Annotated in this window: 16 protein-coding genes; 6 read left to right on the top strand and 10 right to left on the bottom strand. The window is 50.0% G+C overall.

The features are described 5' to 3' along the window. Positions 1-14 precede the first annotated feature (14 nt). The 7 genes from P2H89_RS17005 to P2H89_RS17035 form a co-directional block, all read right to left on the bottom strand. Positions 15-3,449 (bottom strand): TonB-dependent receptor, encoded by a 3,435-nt coding sequence (locus P2H89_RS17005; RefSeq protein WP_275828995.1) that lies wholly within the window; start codon positions 3,447-3,449, stop codon positions 15-17. A gap of 103 nt (positions 3,450-3,552) precedes the next feature. Continuing rightward, positions 3,553-4,707, bottom strand: a complete 1,155-nt coding sequence (locus P2H89_RS17010; protein ID WP_275828997.1) for a FecR domain-containing protein — start codon at positions 4,705-4,707, stop codon at positions 3,553-3,555. A 33-nt stretch (positions 4,708-4,740) separates the two neighbouring features. Further along, a complete protein-coding gene (locus P2H89_RS17015) occupies positions 4,741-5,283 on the bottom strand; it encodes a sigma-70 family RNA polymerase sigma factor (protein ID WP_275828999.1) in 543 nt (180 codons plus the stop codon). Positions 5,284-5,431: 148 nt separating this feature from the next. Beyond that, a complete protein-coding gene (locus P2H89_RS17020) occupies positions 5,432-6,097 on the bottom strand; it encodes a hypothetical protein (protein WP_275829001.1) in 666 nt (221 codons plus the stop codon). Between the two features lie 11 nt (positions 6,098-6,108). After that, positions 6,109-8,334 carry a hypothetical protein gene (locus P2H89_RS17025; RefSeq protein ID WP_275829003.1) on the bottom strand — a complete coding sequence of 742 codons (2,226 nt, stop codon included), beginning with the start codon at positions 8,332-8,334 and terminating at the stop codon, positions 6,109-6,111. Positions 8,335-8,342: 8 nt separating this feature from the next. After that, a complete protein-coding gene (locus P2H89_RS17030; RefSeq protein ID WP_275829005.1) occupies positions 8,343-10,343 on the bottom strand; it encodes a transglutaminase domain-containing protein in 2,001 nt (666 codons plus the stop codon). Positions 10,344-10,550: 207 nt separating this feature from the next. After that, positions 10,551-11,717 carry a hypothetical protein gene (locus P2H89_RS17035; RefSeq protein WP_275829007.1) on the bottom strand — a complete coding sequence of 389 codons (1,167 nt, stop codon included), beginning with the start codon at positions 11,715-11,717 and terminating at the stop codon, positions 10,551-10,553. A 225-nt stretch (positions 11,718-11,942) separates the two neighbouring features. Between P2H89_RS17035 and P2H89_RS17040 the strand changes: the two genes are divergently transcribed. The 3 genes from P2H89_RS17040 to P2H89_RS17050 all read left to right on the top strand — a co-directional run bounded on the left by P2H89_RS17040 (position 11,943) and on the right by P2H89_RS17050 (position 14,941). Continuing rightward, complete coding sequence (locus P2H89_RS17040; RefSeq protein ID WP_275829009.1) at positions 11,943-12,932, top strand: helix-turn-helix domain-containing protein; 990 nt, start codon at positions 11,943-11,945, stop codon at positions 12,930-12,932. Between the two features lie 141 nt (positions 12,933-13,073). Then, positions 13,074-13,556, top strand: coding sequence for a hypothetical protein (locus P2H89_RS17045; RefSeq protein WP_275829011.1), 483 nt, complete (start codon positions 13,074-13,076; stop codon positions 13,554-13,556). Next, on the top strand, positions 13,553-14,941 hold the full coding sequence (locus tag P2H89_RS17050; protein WP_275829013.1) for a hypothetical protein: 1,389 nt from the start codon (positions 13,553-13,555) through the stop codon (positions 14,939-14,941). The genes P2H89_RS17045 and P2H89_RS17050 overlap by 4 nt, the downstream gene beginning before the upstream one ends. A 13-nt stretch (positions 14,942-14,954) precedes the next feature. Here the strand turns inward: P2H89_RS17050 and P2H89_RS17055 are convergent, their stop codons facing one another. The 3 genes from P2H89_RS17055 to P2H89_RS17065 form a co-directional block, all read right to left on the bottom strand. Continuing rightward, a complete protein-coding gene (locus P2H89_RS17055; RefSeq protein WP_275829015.1) occupies positions 14,955-15,746 on the bottom strand; it encodes a glycosyltransferase family 2 protein in 792 nt (263 codons plus the stop codon). A 226-nt stretch (positions 15,747-15,972) separates the two neighbouring features. Continuing rightward, a complete protein-coding gene (locus tag P2H89_RS17060; protein WP_275829017.1) occupies positions 15,973-16,350 on the bottom strand; it encodes a DUF692 family multinuclear iron-containing protein in 378 nt (125 codons plus the stop codon). A 100-nt stretch (positions 16,351-16,450) separates the two neighbouring features. Continuing rightward, complete coding sequence (locus P2H89_RS17065) at positions 16,451-16,729, bottom strand: hypothetical protein (RefSeq protein ID WP_275829019.1); 279 nt, start codon at positions 16,727-16,729, stop codon at positions 16,451-16,453. Positions 16,730-17,199: 470 nt separating this feature from the next. On the opposite strand from P2H89_RS17065, the gene P2H89_RS17070 reads away from it, so the two are divergent. From P2H89_RS17070 to P2H89_RS17080, 3 genes are all read left to right on the top strand, one after another. After that, on the top strand, positions 17,200-18,537 hold the full coding sequence (locus P2H89_RS17070; RefSeq protein ID WP_275829020.1) for a hypothetical protein: 1,338 nt from the start codon (positions 17,200-17,202) through the stop codon (positions 18,535-18,537). 158 nt (positions 18,538-18,695) lie between these two features. Then, positions 18,696-19,427, top strand: a complete 732-nt coding sequence (locus P2H89_RS17075) for a hypothetical protein (protein ID WP_275829022.1) — start codon at positions 18,696-18,698, stop codon at positions 19,425-19,427. Between the two features lie 119 nt (positions 19,428-19,546). Continuing rightward, positions 19,547-20,359 (top strand): thymidylate synthase, encoded by an 813-nt coding sequence (locus P2H89_RS17080; protein WP_275829024.1) that lies wholly within the window; start codon positions 19,547-19,549, stop codon positions 20,357-20,359. The last annotated feature ends 8 nt before the right edge of the window (positions 20,360-20,367 follow it).

Raw genomic sequence — 20,367 nt, forward strand, 5'->3', positions numbered from 1 at the left:
TAGATTGAGGGTTGCTAGAATTGAGCTCTGATGCCTATAGTAACCATCCTGGTGATAGGATATTTGGCGCCATTGGAGCCAAGTTCGGGGTCCCATAATTTGAATTTGCTGAAGGTGAGCAGGTTCTGTCCGGATACATACAGGTAAAGACCTGCAAAGCCACTTTTCTTCAAAGCCGGAGTAAGGAAGCTGTAACCAATGCTGGCCTGCTTCAAACGCACATAGGAACCATCCTTAAGCCATCTTGTGCTGTTGAGGTAATTGTTATCGTTCACACTACCGAGGGTAAGGCGTGGATAGTAGGCATCCTGATTGGGATTATCGGCGGTCCACCTGTCGAGCGCCTTCGACATGGTATTGTTGGGATAGGTGCCAATGCCGGAGAAGGGAATAACACCTACGCCGCTGGCGCCCCATCCGCTGCCGTCGATATAGCTGCCATTGGCCATGATGCCCGCATCGGCGACGCCCTGGAAGAAGAGCGACAGATCGAATTTCTTGTAATTGACAGAGAAGCCTGCACCATAAAGCCAGGAAGGGAACCAGGATTTTCCGAGGTATTGGTAATCGTAGGCATCGATGATGTCATCGTCCTTGGCATTGACGTTCCTGTACCGGATGTCGCCGGGAGCTACCTGACTGAATTTCTGTTCTGCATTTGCATCGATCTCATCCTGGTTGTTGAAAAGGCCTTCGGCTACATACCCGGTGAATTCTCCGAAACGGTGGCCGGTGCCACGCTGGTAGCTGTACTTGCGCAAAGGCTCATCCTGGAAGACGATCTTGTTGATGGTGTACGTGGCATTGCCATAAAGGCGCAATTGCACGGCTCCGAATTTTTGATTGTATTCGATGCTGCCTTCAAATCCTTTGTTATCCATTTCTCCGATATTGGCGAAGATGGCAGCGTTGCTGTATCCTGCGATGCTGGAGATGGAAGCCCTTTTGATGAGGATATCGCTTCTCCTTTCTTTGAACGCATCCAGTATTATGTTCACGGTATTGAAGAGGCCTACTTCAAGTCCGAGGTTTGCTTTGTAAGATTTTTCCCAGGTGAGCTTTTCCACACCGATCTGGTTCTCGGTGCTGCCGTAGCGTAAAGACCCGTTTGGACCGAAGCCTGCTGCATATCCACCACCTATTTGCGTGTGGTAGGGGAACCTGTTGCCTGCACCGATATTGTCGTTGCCCACCAGGCCGTAGGAGGCCCTTAGTTTGAGGAAGCTGATGGAAGGGGAAAGCTTATCCAGAAAATTCTCGCGGGAGATCACCCATCCTGCCGAGACGGAGGGAAAGATGCCGAATTTCTGTCCCCGCTCGAAATTCTCGGAGCCGGTGTAGCCGGCATTCATTTCGAGGAGGTATTTGCTGTCATAAGCATAGGTGAATCTTCCTGCGAGCGCCTGGTTGCGGTAAGGAATGGAGCCTATCACATCGCCTGCCGTGCTTACCAGGCGGTTGCGCATATTGTAGAGCAGAAGGCCCCCGAACTGGTGAGCGCCGAAGTTCCTGTTGTAATTGAGGGTGGCTTCGAGGTACATGACGCGCTCACCGCTCGAGCTCTGGCTATAGCCCAGGAATTGTTGACCGGTACGGGTTTGTGTGTAATGCAGTTTGCCTTCGCTATCGCGGCCGGTAGCGAGGAAAAGATCGTTGACGCCGCTGCGCCGGTTGTTGAAAACACCGTAGCTGTCGAAAGAAAAGCGGCCTGATACATCGAGGCCTTTCACCCAGGAGTCGAGTTTTTGTGTTACGGTGAAGACAGATTGTACCGAGGGGCGGAATTCTGTACTGTAACCATTGTTCTGTACTTCATTGAAGGGATTGCTGCCTCCATTGTTGCCGGGACCAGCCCATTTACCGTCGGGGTACTGCACCGGAAAGGCCACCGGAGTGGTTGCATAAGTCAGGTACCAAAGCTTTGAGGCAGAAATACCCGGATACCTGCTGTTCACCAGCATGGCAGCGAGGTTCATCTGCAACAGGGTGGTCCGTGTGATGTTTACATCCACATTGGTTCTGAAATCGTATCGTTTGAAATTCAGGTTCGGATTGTAGTCGTTCAACTTCTTTACGTTGTACTGTCCTTCCTGGTTGTAGAAAGACGCGGAGAGGTAGTATCGAACGGTCTCCCCGCCACCGCTGATATTGAGGTTCGCATTGGTGAGCGACGAATTCTTTTTGTATACCGCATCCATCCAGTTCACATTGGGATACATGTACGCATCGAGGCCGCTGGCTGTTTTCTGGATCTGCTCTTCTGAATACAGCGGCGAATTGCCCATATTGGTGCGTGCTTCGTTGAGCAGCTTCATGTAATTGACACCATCGAGCATTTCGGGTGTTTGCGTGAAACTGGTGGCGCCGGTCTCCGCCTTGAAGTATATACGCGCCTTGCCTGCTGCACCTCTTTTGGTGGTGATGAGCAATACGCCGTTAGCGCCCTTGGCGCCGTAAATGGCGGTGGAAGAAGCGTCTTTGAGGAGGGATATACTGCTGATGTCTTCCGGATCGATGTTATTGAAAGCCCCACCGTAGGTACTGTTCACGTCTTCCCGTTGCACACCGTCTACGATGATCAGGGGCGATGCGGTACCGGTAAAAGTACCTATACCACGGATGGTGAAGGTGCTGTTGTCATAGCCGGGCTCGCCGCTGCTTTGCACCGACACGATGCCAGCTACTTTGCCCGCCAGTGCATTCGTGAGGCTGGGTACAGGCGTGCGCATGTCTTCCATATTGACGGAAGCTACAGCGCCTGTTACGGTCACTTTCTTCTGTTTCCCATAACCTACCACCACCACATCGTTCAGCTTGTCGGTCTTCTGCACCAGGGTTACCTTGACGATCCTGTTGTTAACCCGTTGTTCCAGCGTGATCATGCCCACCATGGAGAACGCGAGGGTATCGCCGGGTGAGCTTTTGATAAAAAAAGTGCCGAGCTCATCGGTAGTGGCAAACTGGTCTTTGTTCTTCACCTGCACGGTTACGCCGGGTATGGTTTTACCATCTTCGCCCATTACCTGTCCTTTTACTACGCTCTGATAGATAGCAGCCAGGTCTTCTGTTTTAGAAGGTTCCTGGACCTTTTTGCTTTCAGCCGCTTTTTCACTCAGCAGCAGCCTGTTCTCGCGCAGGGTGTACTGGATGTTCCTGCCCTTGAAAAGGAAGTCAAGCACTTCTTCGAGTTTGGCCTGCCGGAAGCTGAGGGTTACTTTTTCAGCATCGTTCAACAGCTGGTTACTGTAGAAGAAGGTGATGCCTGTTTGTTTTTTGATGGACTTGAAAACCTGCAGCAAGGCGATATTGTTGCCTTCGATGGTGACCTGCTTCTGAAGGGCGGTTTGTGCCGCGGCATTCAAACAACAGGCGATGGCCAGGAAGACGGTCATGCAGGTTTTGAGTGAATTGAGTTGGGTGAGCCAACCGGAAGTTACGGGTCTTCGCATGTAGCAGAGTTTGTGATGAGTTTTGGTTATTGCTATCGGTGTTTGACATATAACACAGCCCGTTTGGGAAAACGGGTGAACGAAGGGCAATAATTATTTTCTATTATTTCAGGTAAAGGTCATTTCCGGAGAAATGGTAGGAAATGTGTGCGATGGTTTCCAGGTCGCTGAGGAAATCGGCGAGTTTGTTCCTGTCCACTACACCGGTAATGGACTTGCCGGAAAATTTGTTCCTGTCGAGGATAAAGTTGATGCCATAGATACGACTGGCGATGCGTGCCAGTTCATCGGCAGGCATATTGTGGAAATAGTAGAGGCCGTTGATCCATCCGGTTACCTCGTCGGCATCGAAGTCTGACAATTGGAAGTCCTTTCCTGCATCAAAAGCGGCTTCCTGTCCCGGACGAAGCAATTGTTCTTTCCCATTTTTACTGGTGGTGATCACACTGCCTTCCACCAGTGCCGTGCGCACTTGTTGGGGGGCATAGCTGTTCACATTGAAAACAGTGCCCAGCACGCGCACATCGGTGAGGGGCGTATGCACGATGAAAGGGTGGGAGGGCTGTTTGGCCACCTTGAAGTAGGCTTCACCTTCCACAAATACCTCCCTGGTGCCGGAATGGAAGCGGAATGGGAAACGAATACGGGAGACGGCATTCAGCCAAACCACGGTGCCGTCCGAAAGTTCCAGTTTATAGGTCTTTCCTGCCGGAACGCTGAGGGTGTTGGTAGTGGTGTCCTCTGAATTGTATTGAAGCGAGCCGGCTGCTGTTTGCAGGGTGGCATTGGTTAGTTGGATGGTGGATTGGGCGGCGGCCTGGTCGAGGTTGATCGACTGCCCGTTGGCAAGCGCCAGCTGCACAGGTTGTTGCTGTTGCTGCTGTGCGAGATTGGCGGCCTGCTCCTTACTTACGTTGGCATTGCGGAAGAAAGTGAACCAGGTTGCACCGGCAATGAGGATAAGGACGGCCGCGGCAGCAATAGCCCTGTACAGGCGGAAGCGTTGGGGACGATTCTCCTGCCTGGTCCGCTGCAGCATGCGTTCTTTCAGGTCCTGCAGGCCTTCATCGGGGTTGAGCGTGTCGGCAAAGTGTTGAGTGCCAGCAGCTGTTGCATCGGCAACTATAGCATTCCAGGCCTCCTGGAATGCAGGGTCCTTGGCCAGCATTTCTTCCAGCTCAGCGTTCTCCTCCGGGGAAAGACTCCCCGCCTGTTTCTCCAGGAACCATTGCAATACCTGCTCGTGACTCTGCTTCATGTAATAATGCTACAGCAAATAATCGGAAATGGGTTAATCTGGTCTCGTTTTTATTTCGCCCCGAAGGATGCGCAGGCCGGTTTTTAAGTGTGTTTTGAGAGAGTTGATGCTGATGCCCATGGAGTGTGCCGCTTCGCTGTATGGTTTTCCATGGAGGTAAACAATCTGTAGGGCATTCTTTTTTTGTTTGGGCATTTCCTCCAGCAACTGGTGGAGCTCTTCATAACTGTCGGCCTTTTGCTCTGCTGCTGGCAGGCTGTATTCCTCCTGCATATCCGTATACTGTTTACAATGCCTGTGCCGGGTCTGTTGCTTTTCTATATGGTTGAGGCATCGGTTCTTCACGGCGCGGAAAAGGTAACCTTTTATATCCTCATGGAACTGGAGGTAGAGCTTCTTGTCCCAGATGTCGAGGAAGAGATTCTGCACCAGGTCCTTTGCTTCCTGCTCATTGCGGAGAAAGTAAAAGGCGCTCACGCAAAGCAGGCGATAGTATTTGAGGTAGAGCGCATCATAGGCCAGGGGATCTTCATCCCTTAACCTGGCGAGTAGCGCTTTATCCGGTTGATGCTGCATGCAGAGAGCTTTGTCCAATAAATATAAGCGCATTTCACATTCGCCGCGTGCACAAACGTTTGCCTAAATTCTACAGTCGCCATAAAAAAAGGTGGCAACCAGTCGGATGCCACCTTTTTTTTATAAAGTCTCTATCTATTCAACTTGTCTATTTCGACCAGATCCGGAAACGCACGCCGGCTGTAACATACGGATGCGTACTGTACAAATTATAATATTCCTTAGCGTCATGTTTATTTCTGAGGGAAAGGTTGGTCAGGTAGGTGTACCCTCCTTCCAGTTTTATCCCGAATCCGGGCGTGATGTTATAAAGAACACCGGCTCCGCCGCCCAGCCCGCAGGTGAAGCCCCCGTCGGCGGGGATCTTGTCGCTGTCGTAATTGCCGCCATCATACTCTTTCATGCCGCCAGACAACAGTAGGTGAAGTCCCCAGGTAAGATAAGGCTGTATCTTTTTAGGTTCCTCTTCATTCTTTAATAAATGCAGGCCCCAGTTGTAAGAGTAACTGATTTGCGGGTTGGTTTTGCCGGTGATGGTGACAGGGTTGCCGTTATAAGCCTTTGAATCGAACGTAAATTTATAACCTGGCACATAGGCGAATTCCCAGAAAGTAAATACTCGCTTGCCGTCACGGTCGCGGCCGAAGGAGAGGTTTATTCCAATGGGACTGCCTTTGCCGTCGCCCATCGCATGTAGCTTACCGTTGATGCCGTAGGTGCGGCCCGTTGATTCAAAGAAGCTGGCCTTTTTGTATTGGGCCGTAGCGCCCGCAACAAAAAGCAGCAAGAGAATTGCCGTGCTGATCTTTTTCATGTGTGTGAACCTTATTGCTTAGGGGTTAATAAAATGTACTTGAAAGTGGTGTTATAAGCCGCATCGATAAAAGCCAGCATATCGTTCCACTTCGCAGCCGGTACCTCCTTTTGCTTGTAAGTCTTTTTGATGTCGAGTACGATCAACCCGTTTTCCTCCTTGGCCGCCAGCGTAAACAAGCCGGTCTCGTTGTCGATCGATTTGTTCAGCTCCGCAAGCCCTTCTGCCTTATAACCGGCAGGTATCTTGAACGTAATGTACCAGGCATAGGTCTTGGGGAATCGAACATCTATATCATATTTCCTGGTCCTTTCTTCTTTCTTGATCTGCAATTGAGAGCCCATCAAACCGCTGAGGTTGACGAGGTATTTTTTGCCGGCGCGCCTTACATAGTCATTCAGCTCAAATTCTTCCTTGAACGAAAGCGTGCTCTTTTTCTGGGTTCTGCCATCAGATATCAGGGTGAACTTTGCATCCTTGATCCGTTGATGGAATTCCGATTGCAGCGACTCTTTTACAAAATCCGGCTTCTGCTTCTTGAACTCATCGGTCAGGGATTTGGCCGACTTGGTATATTCCTCCACCTCGCGCGAACGCATTTTTTCTGTAGGGTCCGCGCCGCCATAATTCACATAATCATTGAGCATGTAAGTGGTGAACTTCAAGGCAGCCGGGCTGGCCTTCCCTTTCTGAATGCCCTTGAAGTGAGAAGTGCGGGCAATTGACAAGGTCTTCATATCGGGTGCCATTTCAACGGAAATGGCATAAGAAGCACTGTTCTCGGCAGCCGTAGTACCCGGCAATACAAAAGGCTTGATCTCCTGCACACCGGTTTTTTTAGCCGGCTGACTAATGATATAGGCTTCGTTCGACAGCAGGGTCTCCAACTGGTCGCCGGGATTGGAAAAGTCTGTGAGGTTAAAATACAATTTGTCGCCTACTTTGATCACATACCGGATCTCACTTTCGAACAATACTTCCTTCAGCTTACCGATATTGTTGCCGATCGTAATGATCAGGTCCGATTTGATGTCGCGCTGATACAGCAGGGAACCAAATACATAGGCAAATTTCTTATCGCTCAGGTACTCCCGCTGAAACAGGATCTTATTACGCACGAGGTAATACGCATTGTTGACATACGTCTTTTCATCCCAGCTCTTGGCACCCAGCTTCACGAGCTCGCTATAGCAGGCGTCGATGAAATTCTGGATGGTTGCCATAGTGCCCATATAAGAAGCGCGGCCTACCTGCTCATAATCTTCCCAGGCTTTCTTAGCCAGCTCTTCCTTGGCAAAACTGCTCTTCAACTCGCCCTTCTGGCCAATAAAGGCACCCTTGGCCTCGTCATTGTTCGAATAGATCACCTGGAACTTGACCAGCGGATATTGAATAAAAGGACTTACGAAGTTGACATCCTTCTCCGTATCACGGTCGCGGTCGGTAAATACATACCGGAAGAAACCCTGTTCCGAAGTCGGCTCTTTCTTAAAAGTAGGTGCACCATTCAACGAAAGGGACTTAAAGAAGGATTTGTCATCCGTTTCGATCGCGATCTCGTTAAACATAACGGGATATCCTTTGCTGCACACTTCATAGATGGGGCTAAACTCCACATACCCCGAAGAGGTAACGTCCAGCTTACTTTTGGTAGTGGTAACATATTCGAGAATGTCGCCCGGTTCCAGGTTCGGTACCGGTACTTTGTAATAGTTGTAACCCGAGCCCGCTACCTGGTCGAAGAAACTTTGGAAGTATTCGGGAATGTCAGTACCCGGTTCCAGGGCTACGGCACTCTTCAGGTCGATGTTGGTGGCCGTGTCGCCCGGTTTGATGATGCGGGCGATAAAACCATCTTCTTTAGAGCCATAGCGGAAATAGATCTCCGACAAGGCTTTTACGGAGTTGTTGTCGTTGAGCTTGATGCGAAGCCTGGTCTTCTCGAAGAAATACAAACTGCGCTCGCGACGGGTAAAGAAGCCGCCGCTGCTTTTGCGGTCAAACAATACATTGCGCGAGAAACCGATCACCACCGCCGACTCCTTGTCCCACTTGGCGGGCGTGTTCGTTGCGGCAAAAGCAGGAGCCTGCTCCTTGAGCATAAAGCGGGCATTGTTGTCGAGTATTTCGAGGAAATCTTCGTCGATATAGTTCTGGGCCTGGAGTACAGGGGTATAAAGAAGGCACAGGATCACCGCCAATGCAGCAAAACCGGTGCGGGATTTGAATGTTTTCATGAATGCGTTTATTTAGTGGTGATGCTGAAGAAATAGCTGCTGAAGGATTTGATCGACTCGAGGAAATTTTTCCAGTTGGTGAAGTCCTTTTTGTCGATCATACTGTTTTTGATCACGAGGTACTTCTTCAGGGTGATCTTGTTACCGGTAATGGTATATTCACCCCTGAACTCATAACCTTCCTGCTTTAGCTCCAGCTTCTCGGGTACATCGGCGAATTTGTTGCCGGCCGGGATCGTCAGCGAAAACTCGTCTTCGTAGCTCAGCACATAATCGAAGTCGTAGCCGCTTTTGCGTTTCTCATCGGGCATATACCTTTCCAGCGTCTTCGGGAAAAAGTCGAGGTTGATATACTTGTTGCCCGCTATGCTTTGTACATAGTTCGACAGGTCGATATTGCCTGAAATGGTAATGGGGATATCACGGTTGTTGAGGTCACTGGTTTTTACATCAGATGCCTCGACGTTATCGTTGTTGAACTCCAGGAATCCGTTGAGGAACTTCTCCCGGCTGGTGTTGGGCAGTTCCTGGTACTCCTGGTGAAAATCCTTGCGCTCATTACCGGTTAAGGTGACCTGGATATTACCTTTCAATTGCTCGTTGTTCAGGTTGAAGCTGGCTTTCGTGAAAACCTTGTGCTCATCGCCGGTGGTGAGGGGTACTTTCTTGATGTCAAACTTATCGCCATTGGCGATCATGGCCTCTTTACCCTGAATGCGGTAAGCGTTCTCACCAAATGGTACATACTTTTCCGTGGCATCGAGGAAGTATTCCTTGCCCTTGAAATAAAGGGTCGTAATGGCGTGGTTGTTGACGCAAAGCGCCGGAGTCGATTGGGGATAGGGGAGTTGCCTTGTACCGATCCAGGTAAAATGCGCATCGTAGCCCGCCAGTTTGAGGAACTCGGTGAGCAGGTTGGCCATTCCTTTACAATCGCCGTATTTGTTGGCCAGTACTTCCTGGGCCGATGTGGGGATATAACCTGAATAGCCATCTTCGTAAGCGATGTACCGGACCTTGTCCTGCACATAGTAGTAAATGGCTTTGATCTTATCCTGGTCGTTGGTGGCGCCTGCCGTGATCTTCGTCAGCGTAGCTTTCAATTTTTCGGGGTCGTTGTTGGCCATCTTGTACAGGCGGTTGTTCCAGTTGTACACGTCATTCACTTTATCGAAACCCTGCAATACTTCACCCTTGGCTTCGAACGACTTCACCTGGATCACAATATGCGGGTCGGTATAGGCCTTGCCGATCTGTTTGAACTCGGAAGTCCGGGCCGGCAGGTCCTTCATGATGAAAACATAGTTGGTATAACCACCCTTTTGTGTCTGCTTCTTCTCGATTTTGGCGCCCTCGAAATTGAAGGTCTTGAAATCGATCGACAGCCATTCGGGTACCTTGAACTCGATCACCTGTTCCTTGATAGGATAGAAGGAGTGAAAGAAGATGCGGGTAAGGTATTTGGCGTCTGTATATTCTTTCTTCACCGTTACCCTGGCCACATTGCCCTGGTTGTTGAAGCGGATGGGGAAATACTGTACCCGGCTATCATCAAAGAAGATATTCTCGTCGGTCACCGAGCGGTCGATGCCCGACCTGTCGGACAATACCCACTTGCTGCCGACCTTCACCGATTTTTTGAATTGCTTGAGGCGGATAAACTTGTTGTAGAACTCCGCATAGGTGAGGCCACCATACTTCTTAAGTCCGAGGAATTCCATTTCCGCTTCTTCCTGCACCACCACCACCTTATCGTTGAGGGCATTGGTGCCCTTGCCAAAAGTGAAGAAGTGATACGAAGAACGGCAAAAGGCTTGTTCGTCCTTGTGCACCCTCGCCAGGCTTTCGGCCTCGTTGAGGTCTTCGGGATGAACCGCCTGTGCAGCAGCCACTTCATAGCAACAAACGGAAATGAAGGTCAATACGCTATAACCGATGGCACGCCATGTGCGTGCAAAGTGAGCCGGAGTACGATCAGAACTTCCGGCCATTGGGAGAGTTTGCTTCATGCAAGAAAGGGTTTGGGCCACACAATTTAGTTAAAATCAGGCGCTTGTACTGATTAAAAAATCAAACGTGCTCCTATAACCTTTTATTGTAGCACCAAGGCCCCCGAAGGGGCCTAAAATGCAGGAACGGCGAGACTTATTAAGGTAATTTGTGTTGCATTGATGGCAGTCAATTTCCCGGGCAGCGCACCCGGTTATTGGATGCTTTCAGCCCCTGAACTGCCAGTTAAATAAAGGGAGGCTTCGCTTACCATTTATGTTCCACAAACCCAGCTGTACGCCGCGGAGGTGTTTACAGGAATTGACCAGGCCGATCTGGAGGCCCCTGCCTTTCACGGCCCGGTTGGTAATGCCTGTAATGACGACGCCTTTAAATTCATCGGTCCTGTTCTGCGTGCCGGTAATGTGCAAGCCGCTCATCTCTGTTACGCCGCTCATACCCCCGTTGATGCTGAAGCCTCTTACCCGCATCTCGCCCATTAATCCGCCTGCGCTGATACTTACACCGTTTAGGAATTTGTTCATGTTCTTCTTGTCGACGGTATCCGGCATGTTGATGGGTTCAAGGTTGGTGAGGATGTGGAAAAGCCCGAACATGGCAACGAAAGCCGAGAGGGCGTCGGCGTTTAGGTTGAGGCCGTTGATCGTGATCGGCTTTTCGTCGATGGTCGTTTGCAGGCCAAGGCTGAGGCCATTGATCTTGCCGGCTCCGGAAGGGGTATACCAGGCCCAGTTCCTTTCTTTACCCGGCTTCAACGCTTCCAGGGAATCCTTCCCCAGGCTGTCCTTTTCAATCGTAGGTGCAATGCCCTCATAATAATAGGTCTTGCCTCTTTGTTCATACAGCCAGTTGATGCCCTGGGCCGTGAGGTAGGGCACCATGGCAAAATCCTCCGAATAACTGCTGTCGGCGGAATAGGAGGTGGTATAGGTGATGGTAAACGCTTTGGGTTCATCGCTCTTTACAAATACATAACGGTAGTTGCTGAACGAACGGTTTTCGTACAGGCCCATCATGCGGTCGCCGATCAGTTTTAACCGTTTTAGCTGGGAGGGATGCAGGCTAAAAGTGTCTGGCGCAGGCCCGTCATAAGGTTTTGCCTGCCTCCTAAAAGCCAGGATATAATAGATCGAGTCCTGGCGGATATCCGTTACCATGATCGAGATCGCTTTCTTATTCATCAGCACCAGGTCATAAATGCAATGGCGGTAGAGGTAGAAGGCGCCTTTGCCCGGCTGATAGTCATGTTCTCCAAAACGCGCGTCGTCTCCGTCTTTGACAAAATAGAGGTTTTGAACACTGTCTTGCCGGGCATAACCGGAAGGGGCGAAAGCAGTCAACAATATCAACGTGAAAACGAATAGGCGGTTCATGTTACAGTGATTAGGGTGTAGGATACAAACATACCGGCCCGGAAACAGCCGTCCCAACGGATATGAACTGACCATACAGCGTTTGTTGCAATCCCTGCCACCAGCCGGGTTATCCAGGTCTGCCACTGGCAAAAAGCCGTAAAACGGCAGGCATTCACCCAGTCACAAGCGAAAACCCGTAAACAAAACCCGTCGTTTACGGATTTTCAGTAATTTCCTTGCGCGATGGAAACGACACAACTGCAGCAACAGCTATTCCGGCACCTCAAAGAAACCCTGCCGCCCCACCTTTCCCTGGTAGATGAACTATGTCAGCTGTTGGATCTGAGCAGCGATAGCGTGTATCGCCGTATTCGTGGAGAAAAGCCGGTTACGCTCACCGAGTTGAAGGTCATTTGCGAGCACTACCGCCTCTCGCTCGATCAGTTGCTGTCGCTCAACAATGAATCGGTGCTCTTCCAGGCGCCTGGCATATTGAACCCATCCATACCGTTTGCTACCCATATGCGGGGCATGCTGGAGCAGTTCAAATATTTCAATTCCTTTAAACAACGGGAGATCTTTTACCTCTGTAAGGATGCCCCTTTCTGGTATTTCTACCTGTTTCCCGGTATCGCAGCCTTCAAGACCTTTTTCTGGATGAAGACGATCAACAACGAACCGGGATTGTCCACCACCACCTTTTCGCTCGAAGAGCATGGGTTTCACGAATGCTTCGCGATCGGCCAGCAAATACTCGAAGAACATAGTGTAATGAACACCGTGGAGCTGTGGAATCTTGAGAGTATCCACAGTACCATCAACCAGATAGCTTATTATAGGGAGGCGGGTATCTTCCGGTCGCAGAAAGACCTGCTGGCCGTGGTAGACTCCTTCGTGCAGATGCTCGACCATTTGCAGGCCCAGGCCGTAAAAGGAGCGAAGTTCATGCCCGCCGCAACAGAGGTCGGGCACAAAGGCAGCATTCAGTTCTATGTCAACGAACTGATCCTGGGCAACAATACCATCCTGCTCAACCTGGATAACAAAAGGCTGTCGATGGTCACGTACAGTGTATTCAGTTATTTGATCACGCAGGATGAACGTTTTGCGACCAAAGCATTTGATACCTTCAATACACTGCTGGGCCGCTCCTCGCTGGTGAGCAGGTCGGGAGAAAAAGAAAGGAACCGCTTTTTTAATACCCTCCGGGATAAAGTAAATCAGCTGCGGTAAGCGGCGTGCTGGCCGTCCGGGCGTGCGTATGCCAATCGGTTGTCTGCCATTAGTTGTTATCATTCCGGCAGTCACCGTCTTCCGATAGCCAGTTGGTTTCCCCTTGTTTTTCTTAGTGATTAGCTGTTCTTTTGCGTCCTGATGATGAAGAACAGACGCTTTTTGCTCACCTTGATCAGCCTGTTGCTGATAGCGGCTTTTTTTGCCTTGCCCCCCAACTACCAGTGGGCCGGCAAAGTGCTGGGTTACCTGAATGAAATACCACAGCAAAGCAAACAGCCGTCACTCGAAACACGCAGGAAAAAACGGTTAGGCACCAGTTATACTTATTCCCGCCAAATAGCTGCCGAGTTGGAAAATAGAGGCATCGCCAGCCAGGTACTGGTATTGATGCCGGCTACCACCTATTTTGCCAAAAGAGGCATTACCTACCATGTACCCGAACCCGCCGTTTTTTATTATTACACAGGGCTCAAAACCATTTGGCCCAATAGCCCGCACGCGGCAAACGCCGGATGGATGGTGTCCGTTCGCAATGGAAAGATCGTGGTGGATAGCGTTGTCAGCAAGGAGCAAATACGCGACTCTATCCTGGTATTCAAAAAATGGGGGGTAAACTTATGATGGGCTTACTGGTGATACTGTTATTTACCCTCCTGCAGGCGTTGATGGGCATGGGCCTCATGGGCTTTTTCAATATCCGGTTAAAGCCGGCCATGCACGCCTCACTCGCCATACTTTGCGGAGTGATGATCTATTCCTGCATTCCTTTCCTTTTGCAGCTGGCTTTTATTCCGATTACCGGGCTTAATGTATTCGTGGCATTGGGTGCAGCATGTTTATTATTGAACATCCGTTACCGGCGAACCCTTGAAGAAATAAAGCGCCTGAGGGGTGAAGTTGATCTGCGTATCGGGATATATGAGCTGCCTTATTTGATCGTATTCGTGATCATCGTCGTGGCGAGTGTTTGGCGCTGTTATTACTATCCGCCTTCACCGCGCGACCTGACTTCCGGTGCAGAAGTGATTGCTACGTACGCAGTGCAGGAAAAGACGATGATCAATTCGGTCTTTACCGTCAACCTCGAAACGACCAATAACCAATACAAGCCTCCCTTTGTAACCAGCCTGCAGATCATTTATAAATATGCCGGCTTTCCCTTTGCGCAAGTATGGTTGAGTACCGTATTCATCGCTTTCCTCGTGTTCCTGTACCAGGCATTGTGTCAACGTGTGCATCCCTTACTGGCGGGCCTGCTGACGTTGGTTGGTTTGGCCGTTCCCGAAATGTATGCCTACACCTTCATGGCATTATTTGATTACAGCAATGCCGTTTACTTTTTCCTGGGCGTCTATTTTCTGATAGAGTATTTCAAACAGGGGCGGGTCAATTACCTATCCTTTGCGGGCTTGCTAATGGGCTTCGCAACGTATATCCGTTCGGAAACACTTATTCTTGTGTTGTTCATGGCGGCCCCATTACTGGTGTACCTGGTCAAAAACCGCCACGGATGGAAAGATTGGATAGGCGTAGCTTTCCGTTGGGGAACGCCTGCATTATTGTTTTACCTAGTTTCTATAACCATTTACAACAACTATTACCTGCCGGCCAAATACGATGTGGGCGGATTGCTGAACAGTGACCTCCTCAACCTGATGCCCTTATGGCAAAGGATCAAAGCCGTAAACGGAGAGCTGATCTTTAGTAAGTTTGGAATAGACCTCTATGCCTATAGCTTCTTTTTCTTCTTCCTGGTGTTGTTAATTGACCTGTTTTACAACGTAAGGCTCAACCACGAGTCGCGCAACTGGTTGCTGGCAGTGATTATCATTTATCTCGGTATGCCGGTATTGGGGTATCTGTTGCCACTACTCGATGTATCGAACAGCACCAAGCGTGGGCTGTTCAAGATATTTCCGCTGATGCTATTGTATATGGGTAGCACGGGATGGATGATACAGTTGTCGCAAAAGATCAGACAGTGGGAAAATAGAGCGTCTGCCTAGCCCATTCCTAAGCCTATAAGCCTTTGAAGATCCTGGCGCGGCCAATGCCTGCTTTTTGAAGAAAGTATTGGAAGCTCACCCGCAAAACGCCGGATCCGTATTTAACGCTGCGGCTGAAATTGATCGACGAAGCCTCGTCGAAATATTTAGTAGGGCAGGTGATCTCTGCAATTTCAAATCCCTTGTAAAAGATCTGGGCCAGTAGCTCATTGTCGAAGATGAAATCGTCTGAGTTCTGTTCAAATGGAATGGCCAGTAGCACTTTTTTGTGGTAAGCGCGGTAACCTGTATGGTATTCCGACAGTTTTTGCCACATCAACAGGTTCTGAGCAGCGGTGAGAAAGCGGTTGAAAATATACTTGTACAAGGGCATACCCCCTTTCAGGGCACCCTTACCAAGAATGCGCGAACCAAGAACAACAGGATAAACATCGTTGGCAATAAGCGTCGCCATCGGCCCAATAAGGGCGGGCGTGTATTGGTAGTCGGGGTGAAGCATTACGATGATATCGCCGCCAATCTCCAGCGCTTTTCTGTAACAGGATTTCTGGTTACCCCCATAACCTTTGTTCTTTTCGTGCCGGATGATATGATTGATCCCGATCTGTTGAGCCACTTTTACAGTATCATCCGGGCTGGCATCGTCTACCAGGATCACCTCATCGACGATGTTGCGGTCGATCTCTTTATAGGTCTTCTCAAGGGTGAGTGCAGCATTGTAAGCAGGTAAAACGACGACGACTTTTTGACCATTGATCATGGATGCCAGGGATTGAGCCGCAATATTAATTAATAATTGGTTCACAACCTGTGCTTCACTCAATAGACTTGAACTTCTTTCTACGCAGTACCTCCAATGGCTGGTCGTTTTACCCTACAACTGTCTAATCCACAAAACCATCTTTCCATTTCCGGGCGATCCGCATCGCTGTCTCTAGCATGGCCGGATCCCAGGTCTCTGTATGCCAATCCGAATGCGTCAGGGACGAGGCCGACAAAAGGCGGAGGGCTTCTTCCTGGCGTTGGAGTTTTCAAGGATGGATGAATGTTCCCTTTGCTGCCGGTACAATATTTCGTCTTCCACCGGTGCGCCGGGCTGCAGGGGATGAGCTGGTAAAAATGTTTGTAGTTCCTGCGCAACGCCCCATCGTTAAGGCCAGCAACCGGAAAACTTCCTGCGGCACCGCATCGTCGTGTGTATCGCGCCAGATGATACGGTCGGGTGTCACGTCCGACTGTTCCCAACTACCGCCCGAAATTTGGATATCCCGCACACAGTGCAACGGGTACAGGGCAACGATCTCCTCATAAGGGATCTCAAAATTGTGTATCTGGCACCAGAGGTTGTGCAGGTCAAGGATGATGAAGCCATTAACAGGCTCCAGTAATTGATCAAGAATAAGTGGCACGCCTGTCCCGTTGAGAAGCCCGCAAAGCCGGATGGGCGGCACAATCGTAAATACATCAACGAAGGTAAAACACAGTAGCCCGGGCGCGTTGACTACCCCGTTACTGTTTCTTCCTGAACTGTTTGCTCTTCTTGTATTGGTTGTTCACCAGTACATTCATGGCGTCATACGAAACATCGATCAGCTGGCTGATCCTGTCGAGCTCTTCCAGGGTGAACTCATGTACATTGTTGATCAGTCGGGTCATGCGGTTGTTGTTGGTGCCGAGATCTCCCGCCAATACCGTCTTAGGGAGATAAGTAAATATCTGCTTGAATTCAGTGATGTGTCCTGATTCAATCAACTGCTTTACGCCCAGGTATCGTTCATCCTTAGTCATACCTCAAAGAAAAAAACAAGTGATAAATTAATTAGCATATAGTACAGATTGTTGTTTAATAGTTACAATATGCGTTTGTTTTCGGCACGAATCGATCACTTTTTTGTGATCCATTGTAGTGATTACCGTTAGTAACGATGGAAATAAGTACCAGTAAGCGTATTATGCATTAGATGCCTATTCAGTTGATCCGTTGAACAAGAAGCTTTGGCAGCAACAAGGGGAGGTTTTGATCGGTCAAAAATACTAAATATATTAGCATTAAGACAAGGTGTGAATAAAAAAAAGATGACTTGTCCGGCACAGCAGCGGGCTACCGGATCCATAACATATTGACTTTTTTGGTATTATTCTTGCAACACCTAATCTACCTCCCCGATACCCCCTCACCGCTGGAAATATTCCGCAGTCCTATTCTTTCATAATGTGCCTAAGTTGTTGAATGAGAAAAATTATACCTAAAATTTTTCATGATGCCGTCAATGTTGCTTGTATCCCTGTACGAGTTCAGACAGTTTATTCAGATCGTTCTGTGGATAGCTGTGCCTGCTACCGTAATCGCCGTAGGTCTCACGATCTTCTTTCATTATCGCCGCAAGAAAAAGCAAGGAAGCCTGGAGCTTGCCTTCCAGGATGACCAGGCATGGTCCGAAAACCTCCTGCAAAATCCTGCTGCTGCCGTGATGATACATTCTACGGTTAATGAACAACCCGATGCCATGCCCGATTGGCTGGCCAGTGCCAATCCTGATAACACACCCCTGTTGAAAAAATACGAGCAGGAGGTGAGACGTTACCGGGAGAACTATGCGATCCTGGAACAGGATTTCCGCGAACTGGAAGGCCGCTATGCAGACCTGCGCAATAAAGCCTATCAAACAGATAAAGAGGAAGATAGAACCCTTGTAGCCCAACTACAAAAAGACATCAAAAGCTACCAGGAAAAGATACACAAGCTGCAGGAAACGGCGGTCGAGAACAATGTAGCTGCCGGCGATATGGCCGCAGGCAATCATGCCGAAACCATCCTGCTGCTGCAGCAGGAGCTGCAACAATTCCAGGAGGAAAATGACCGCCTCCAGCGCCTGCTGGTGGCCGCCAATACGGCCGGCAACGACCAGCATCCGGACGAACGCCTGCAGGCCCTGCAACACCTGTTACAACAAGCCGATGCCGAGCGCAAAGCCCTGAAGGATAAGCTGGCCGAACAGGAATACCTGCCCGATATGCTGGAAGAGAAACGCAAACAGATAGAGTACCTGCAACAGCAACTGGAACAACGTATTAAGAACTACCACCTGCTGGAGCACCAGTCCGCCGAATCGGCCGTTCAACTAAAAGACCTTCAGGTGGCCGCCAAAACCTTCGAGGGGCAAATCCAGCAATTGAACCGGGAGCTGGAGGCACAGCGGCAACAATCCGGCGAGTGGCAATCGGCCCTCGAACAAAGCCGCACCGAAGGGCAGCAAAAACAGGAAACGATCCAGGCCAGTGCTACCCAGATCAGTGAATTGGAAAACAGTGTACGCACCTTGCAGGAAAGCCAGGTATCCCTGCAGGCCGAGATCGATGGACAGCAGGCTGCCATGTTTACCCTGCGCGATAACCTGGCCCAGGAGCAACAAAAGGCAAATGCACTGGAATCCAGGCTCGAAACGAGCAGCCAGTTATTGATGCGCATCTATGGCGAGCTCACCCGTTCCATCGATCCGCACCTCATAGAAGATACGGTCATCAATACGGAGCACGACCACGAAGAGCATGAACCTGTACATGCAGCAAATCATCAGCTGCAGACTTCCTTATAACTATTTCGTTCATCAGCCCTGCACCGGCACCCTGCTGCCAGTGCAGGGCTGATTCATGTACGGGCACCAGGTCGTTGGCATAACTTTAACAATTAGCCGTGCACGGCGCTGCGTGGCAAATCGTTATAGTTTCGTTAACTTACGAGAAATTGCCCCGTATGAGAAAGTATGCCCCAGCCAACAATTTCATTCTTACGCTACTACTCCTCATTGTGGTCACCGCCTTTCAGCCACCCGTTTCTACCTTGTCGCTTACCGGCGCCTGGGCCTGGCAGGAAAACAGCCGGCAGGAAACGCTCACCTTTGTAGATGGTTATTTTGTGCATGCGGTCTTCGACAAGGCCGGTAAACAATTTCAGTATACCTGGGGCGGACCGTATACCGTAAAGGACGATAAGATCGAAGTGACGGTACAATTCAATACACAACAAAAGGAACAAGTGGGCCAAACGGTCAGCATACCCTGGACCGACAAAAATGAGCAGCTCGTAGCCACGGTCGACAACGGAGAAAAAACATTCAAACAACTCGATAAAGGCATCGGCGAACTCGCCGGCGTATGGCGGATTGCCGGGCGCAAAACAGGGGCTCAACCCGTCGCGATGCCGCTCGCTCCGCGCCGCACCCTCAAGATACTTTCTGCCACGAGGTTTCAGTGGGTAGCGATCAATGTGGATACCAAAGAGTTCTTCGGTACCGGTGGTGGCAACTATACCTTCAAAAACGGCAAATACACGGAAAATATCGAATTCTTCAGCCGCGACAACAGCCGCGTAGGCGCTTCCCTCACCTTCAACGGAAAAGTGAAAGACCACCAATGGGATCACTCCGGCCTCAGCTCCAAAGGCGACCCCATTGATGAAATGTGGAAGAAGCTCAATGCGGAATAGGCAAAATCCGTAAAATACTTGCTCACAACAAGTTGAGCGGCCAGTAAACAGTTCACATGTTATCCCCCGCAGGCCGGCGTCTTTGATGGCTCCGCTCCGTTTTTCGTACCTTGCACCCCATGCAACAATACCTCGATCTGTTACAGCATATATTCGATAAAGGGGTTACTAAAACCGACCGTACCGGAACCGGCACCACCAGCTGTTTTGGTTACCAGATGCGCTTCGATCTGCAGGAAGGCTTTCCACTGGTCACCACCAAAAAACTCCACCTCAAAAGTATCATCTATGAATTGCTCTGGTTCTTACAGGGCGATACGAACATACAATACCTCAAAGACCACGGCGTAAGTATCTGGAATGAATGGGCCGACGGGAACGGCAACCTGGGACCAGTGTACGGCAAGCAATGGCGTAGCTGGGAAGGGGCCGATGGAAAGGTCGTTGACCAGATTGCCGATGCGCTGAAACAGATCAGGAACAATCCCGATAGCCGCCGTATCATCGTGAGTGCCTGGAATGTGGCCCAGCTGCCCGATATGGCGCTGATGCCCTGCCACGCACTGTTTCAGTTCTATGTAACACCCGGCGAAAACGGCGGAAAAGGCAAACTTTCCTGCCAGCTCTACCAGCGTTCGGCCGATGTATTCCTGGGGGTCCCTTTCAACATCGCTTCCTATGCCTTGCTAACGATGATGATGGCGCAGGTTTGCGACCTCGAACCCGGCGATTTTGTGCACACCTTCGGTGATGTACACCTGTACAGCAATCACGTGGAGCAGGCCAAATTGCAATTAACCCGCACGCCGCATGCATTGCCGGTGATGAAACTCAATCCCGCCGTAAAGGATCTGTTCGCCTTTACCTTCGAAGATTTTACATTGGAAAATTACCAGTCGCACCCAGCCATCAAGGCCCCGGTGGCGGTGTAAGCAAAACA

Source organism: Paraflavitalea sp. CAU 1676 (genome assembly GCF_029223285.1).
In the GTDB taxonomy this organism is placed as follows: Bacteria; Bacteroidota; Bacteroidia; order Chitinophagales; family Chitinophagaceae; genus Paraflavitalea.

What these genes read in the sequence shown, in the direction of transcription:
- P2H89_RS17005 (WP_275828995.1), bottom strand. Translation starts at nt 3,449, where the DNA reads ATGCGAAGACCCGTAACTTCCGGTTGGCTCACCCAACTCAATTCACTC.
- P2H89_RS17010 (WP_275828997.1), bottom strand. Translation starts at nt 4,707, where the DNA reads ATGAAGCAGAGTCACGAGCAGGTATTGCAATGGTTCCTGGAGAAACAG.
- P2H89_RS17015 (WP_275828999.1), bottom strand. Translation starts at nt 5,283, where the DNA reads ATGCAGCATCAACCGGATAAAGCGCTACTCGCCAGGTTAAGGGATGAA.
- P2H89_RS17020 (WP_275829001.1), bottom strand. Translation starts at nt 6,097, where the DNA reads ATGAAAAAGATCAGCACGGCAATTCTCTTGCTGCTTTTTGTTGCGGGC.
- P2H89_RS17025 (WP_275829003.1), bottom strand. Translation starts at nt 8,334, where the DNA reads ATGAAAACATTCAAATCCCGCACCGGTTTTGCTGCATTGGCGGTGATC.
- P2H89_RS17030 (WP_275829005.1), bottom strand. Translation starts at nt 10,343, where the DNA reads ATGAAGCAAACTCTCCCAATGGCCGGAAGTTCTGATCGTACTCCGGCT.
- P2H89_RS17035 (WP_275829007.1), bottom strand. Translation starts at nt 11,717, where the DNA reads ATGAACCGCCTATTCGTTTTCACGTTGATATTGTTGACTGCTTTCGCC.
- P2H89_RS17040 (WP_275829009.1), top strand. Translation starts at nt 11,943, where the DNA reads ATGGAAACGACACAACTGCAGCAACAGCTATTCCGGCACCTCAAAGAA.
- P2H89_RS17045 (WP_275829011.1), top strand. Translation starts at nt 13,074, where the DNA reads ATGATGAAGAACAGACGCTTTTTGCTCACCTTGATCAGCCTGTTGCTG.
- P2H89_RS17050 (WP_275829013.1), top strand. Translation starts at nt 13,553, where the DNA reads ATGATGGGCTTACTGGTGATACTGTTATTTACCCTCCTGCAGGCGTTG.
- P2H89_RS17065 (WP_275829019.1), bottom strand. Translation starts at nt 16,729, where the DNA reads ATGACTAAGGATGAACGATACCTGGGCGTAAAGCAGTTGATTGAATCA.
- P2H89_RS17070 (WP_275829020.1), top strand. Translation starts at nt 17,200, where the DNA reads ATGATGCCGTCAATGTTGCTTGTATCCCTGTACGAGTTCAGACAGTTT.
- P2H89_RS17075 (WP_275829022.1), top strand. Translation starts at nt 18,696, where the DNA reads ATGAGAAAGTATGCCCCAGCCAACAATTTCATTCTTACGCTACTACTC.
- P2H89_RS17080 (WP_275829024.1), top strand. Translation starts at nt 19,547, where the DNA reads ATGCAACAATACCTCGATCTGTTACAGCATATATTCGATAAAGGGGTT.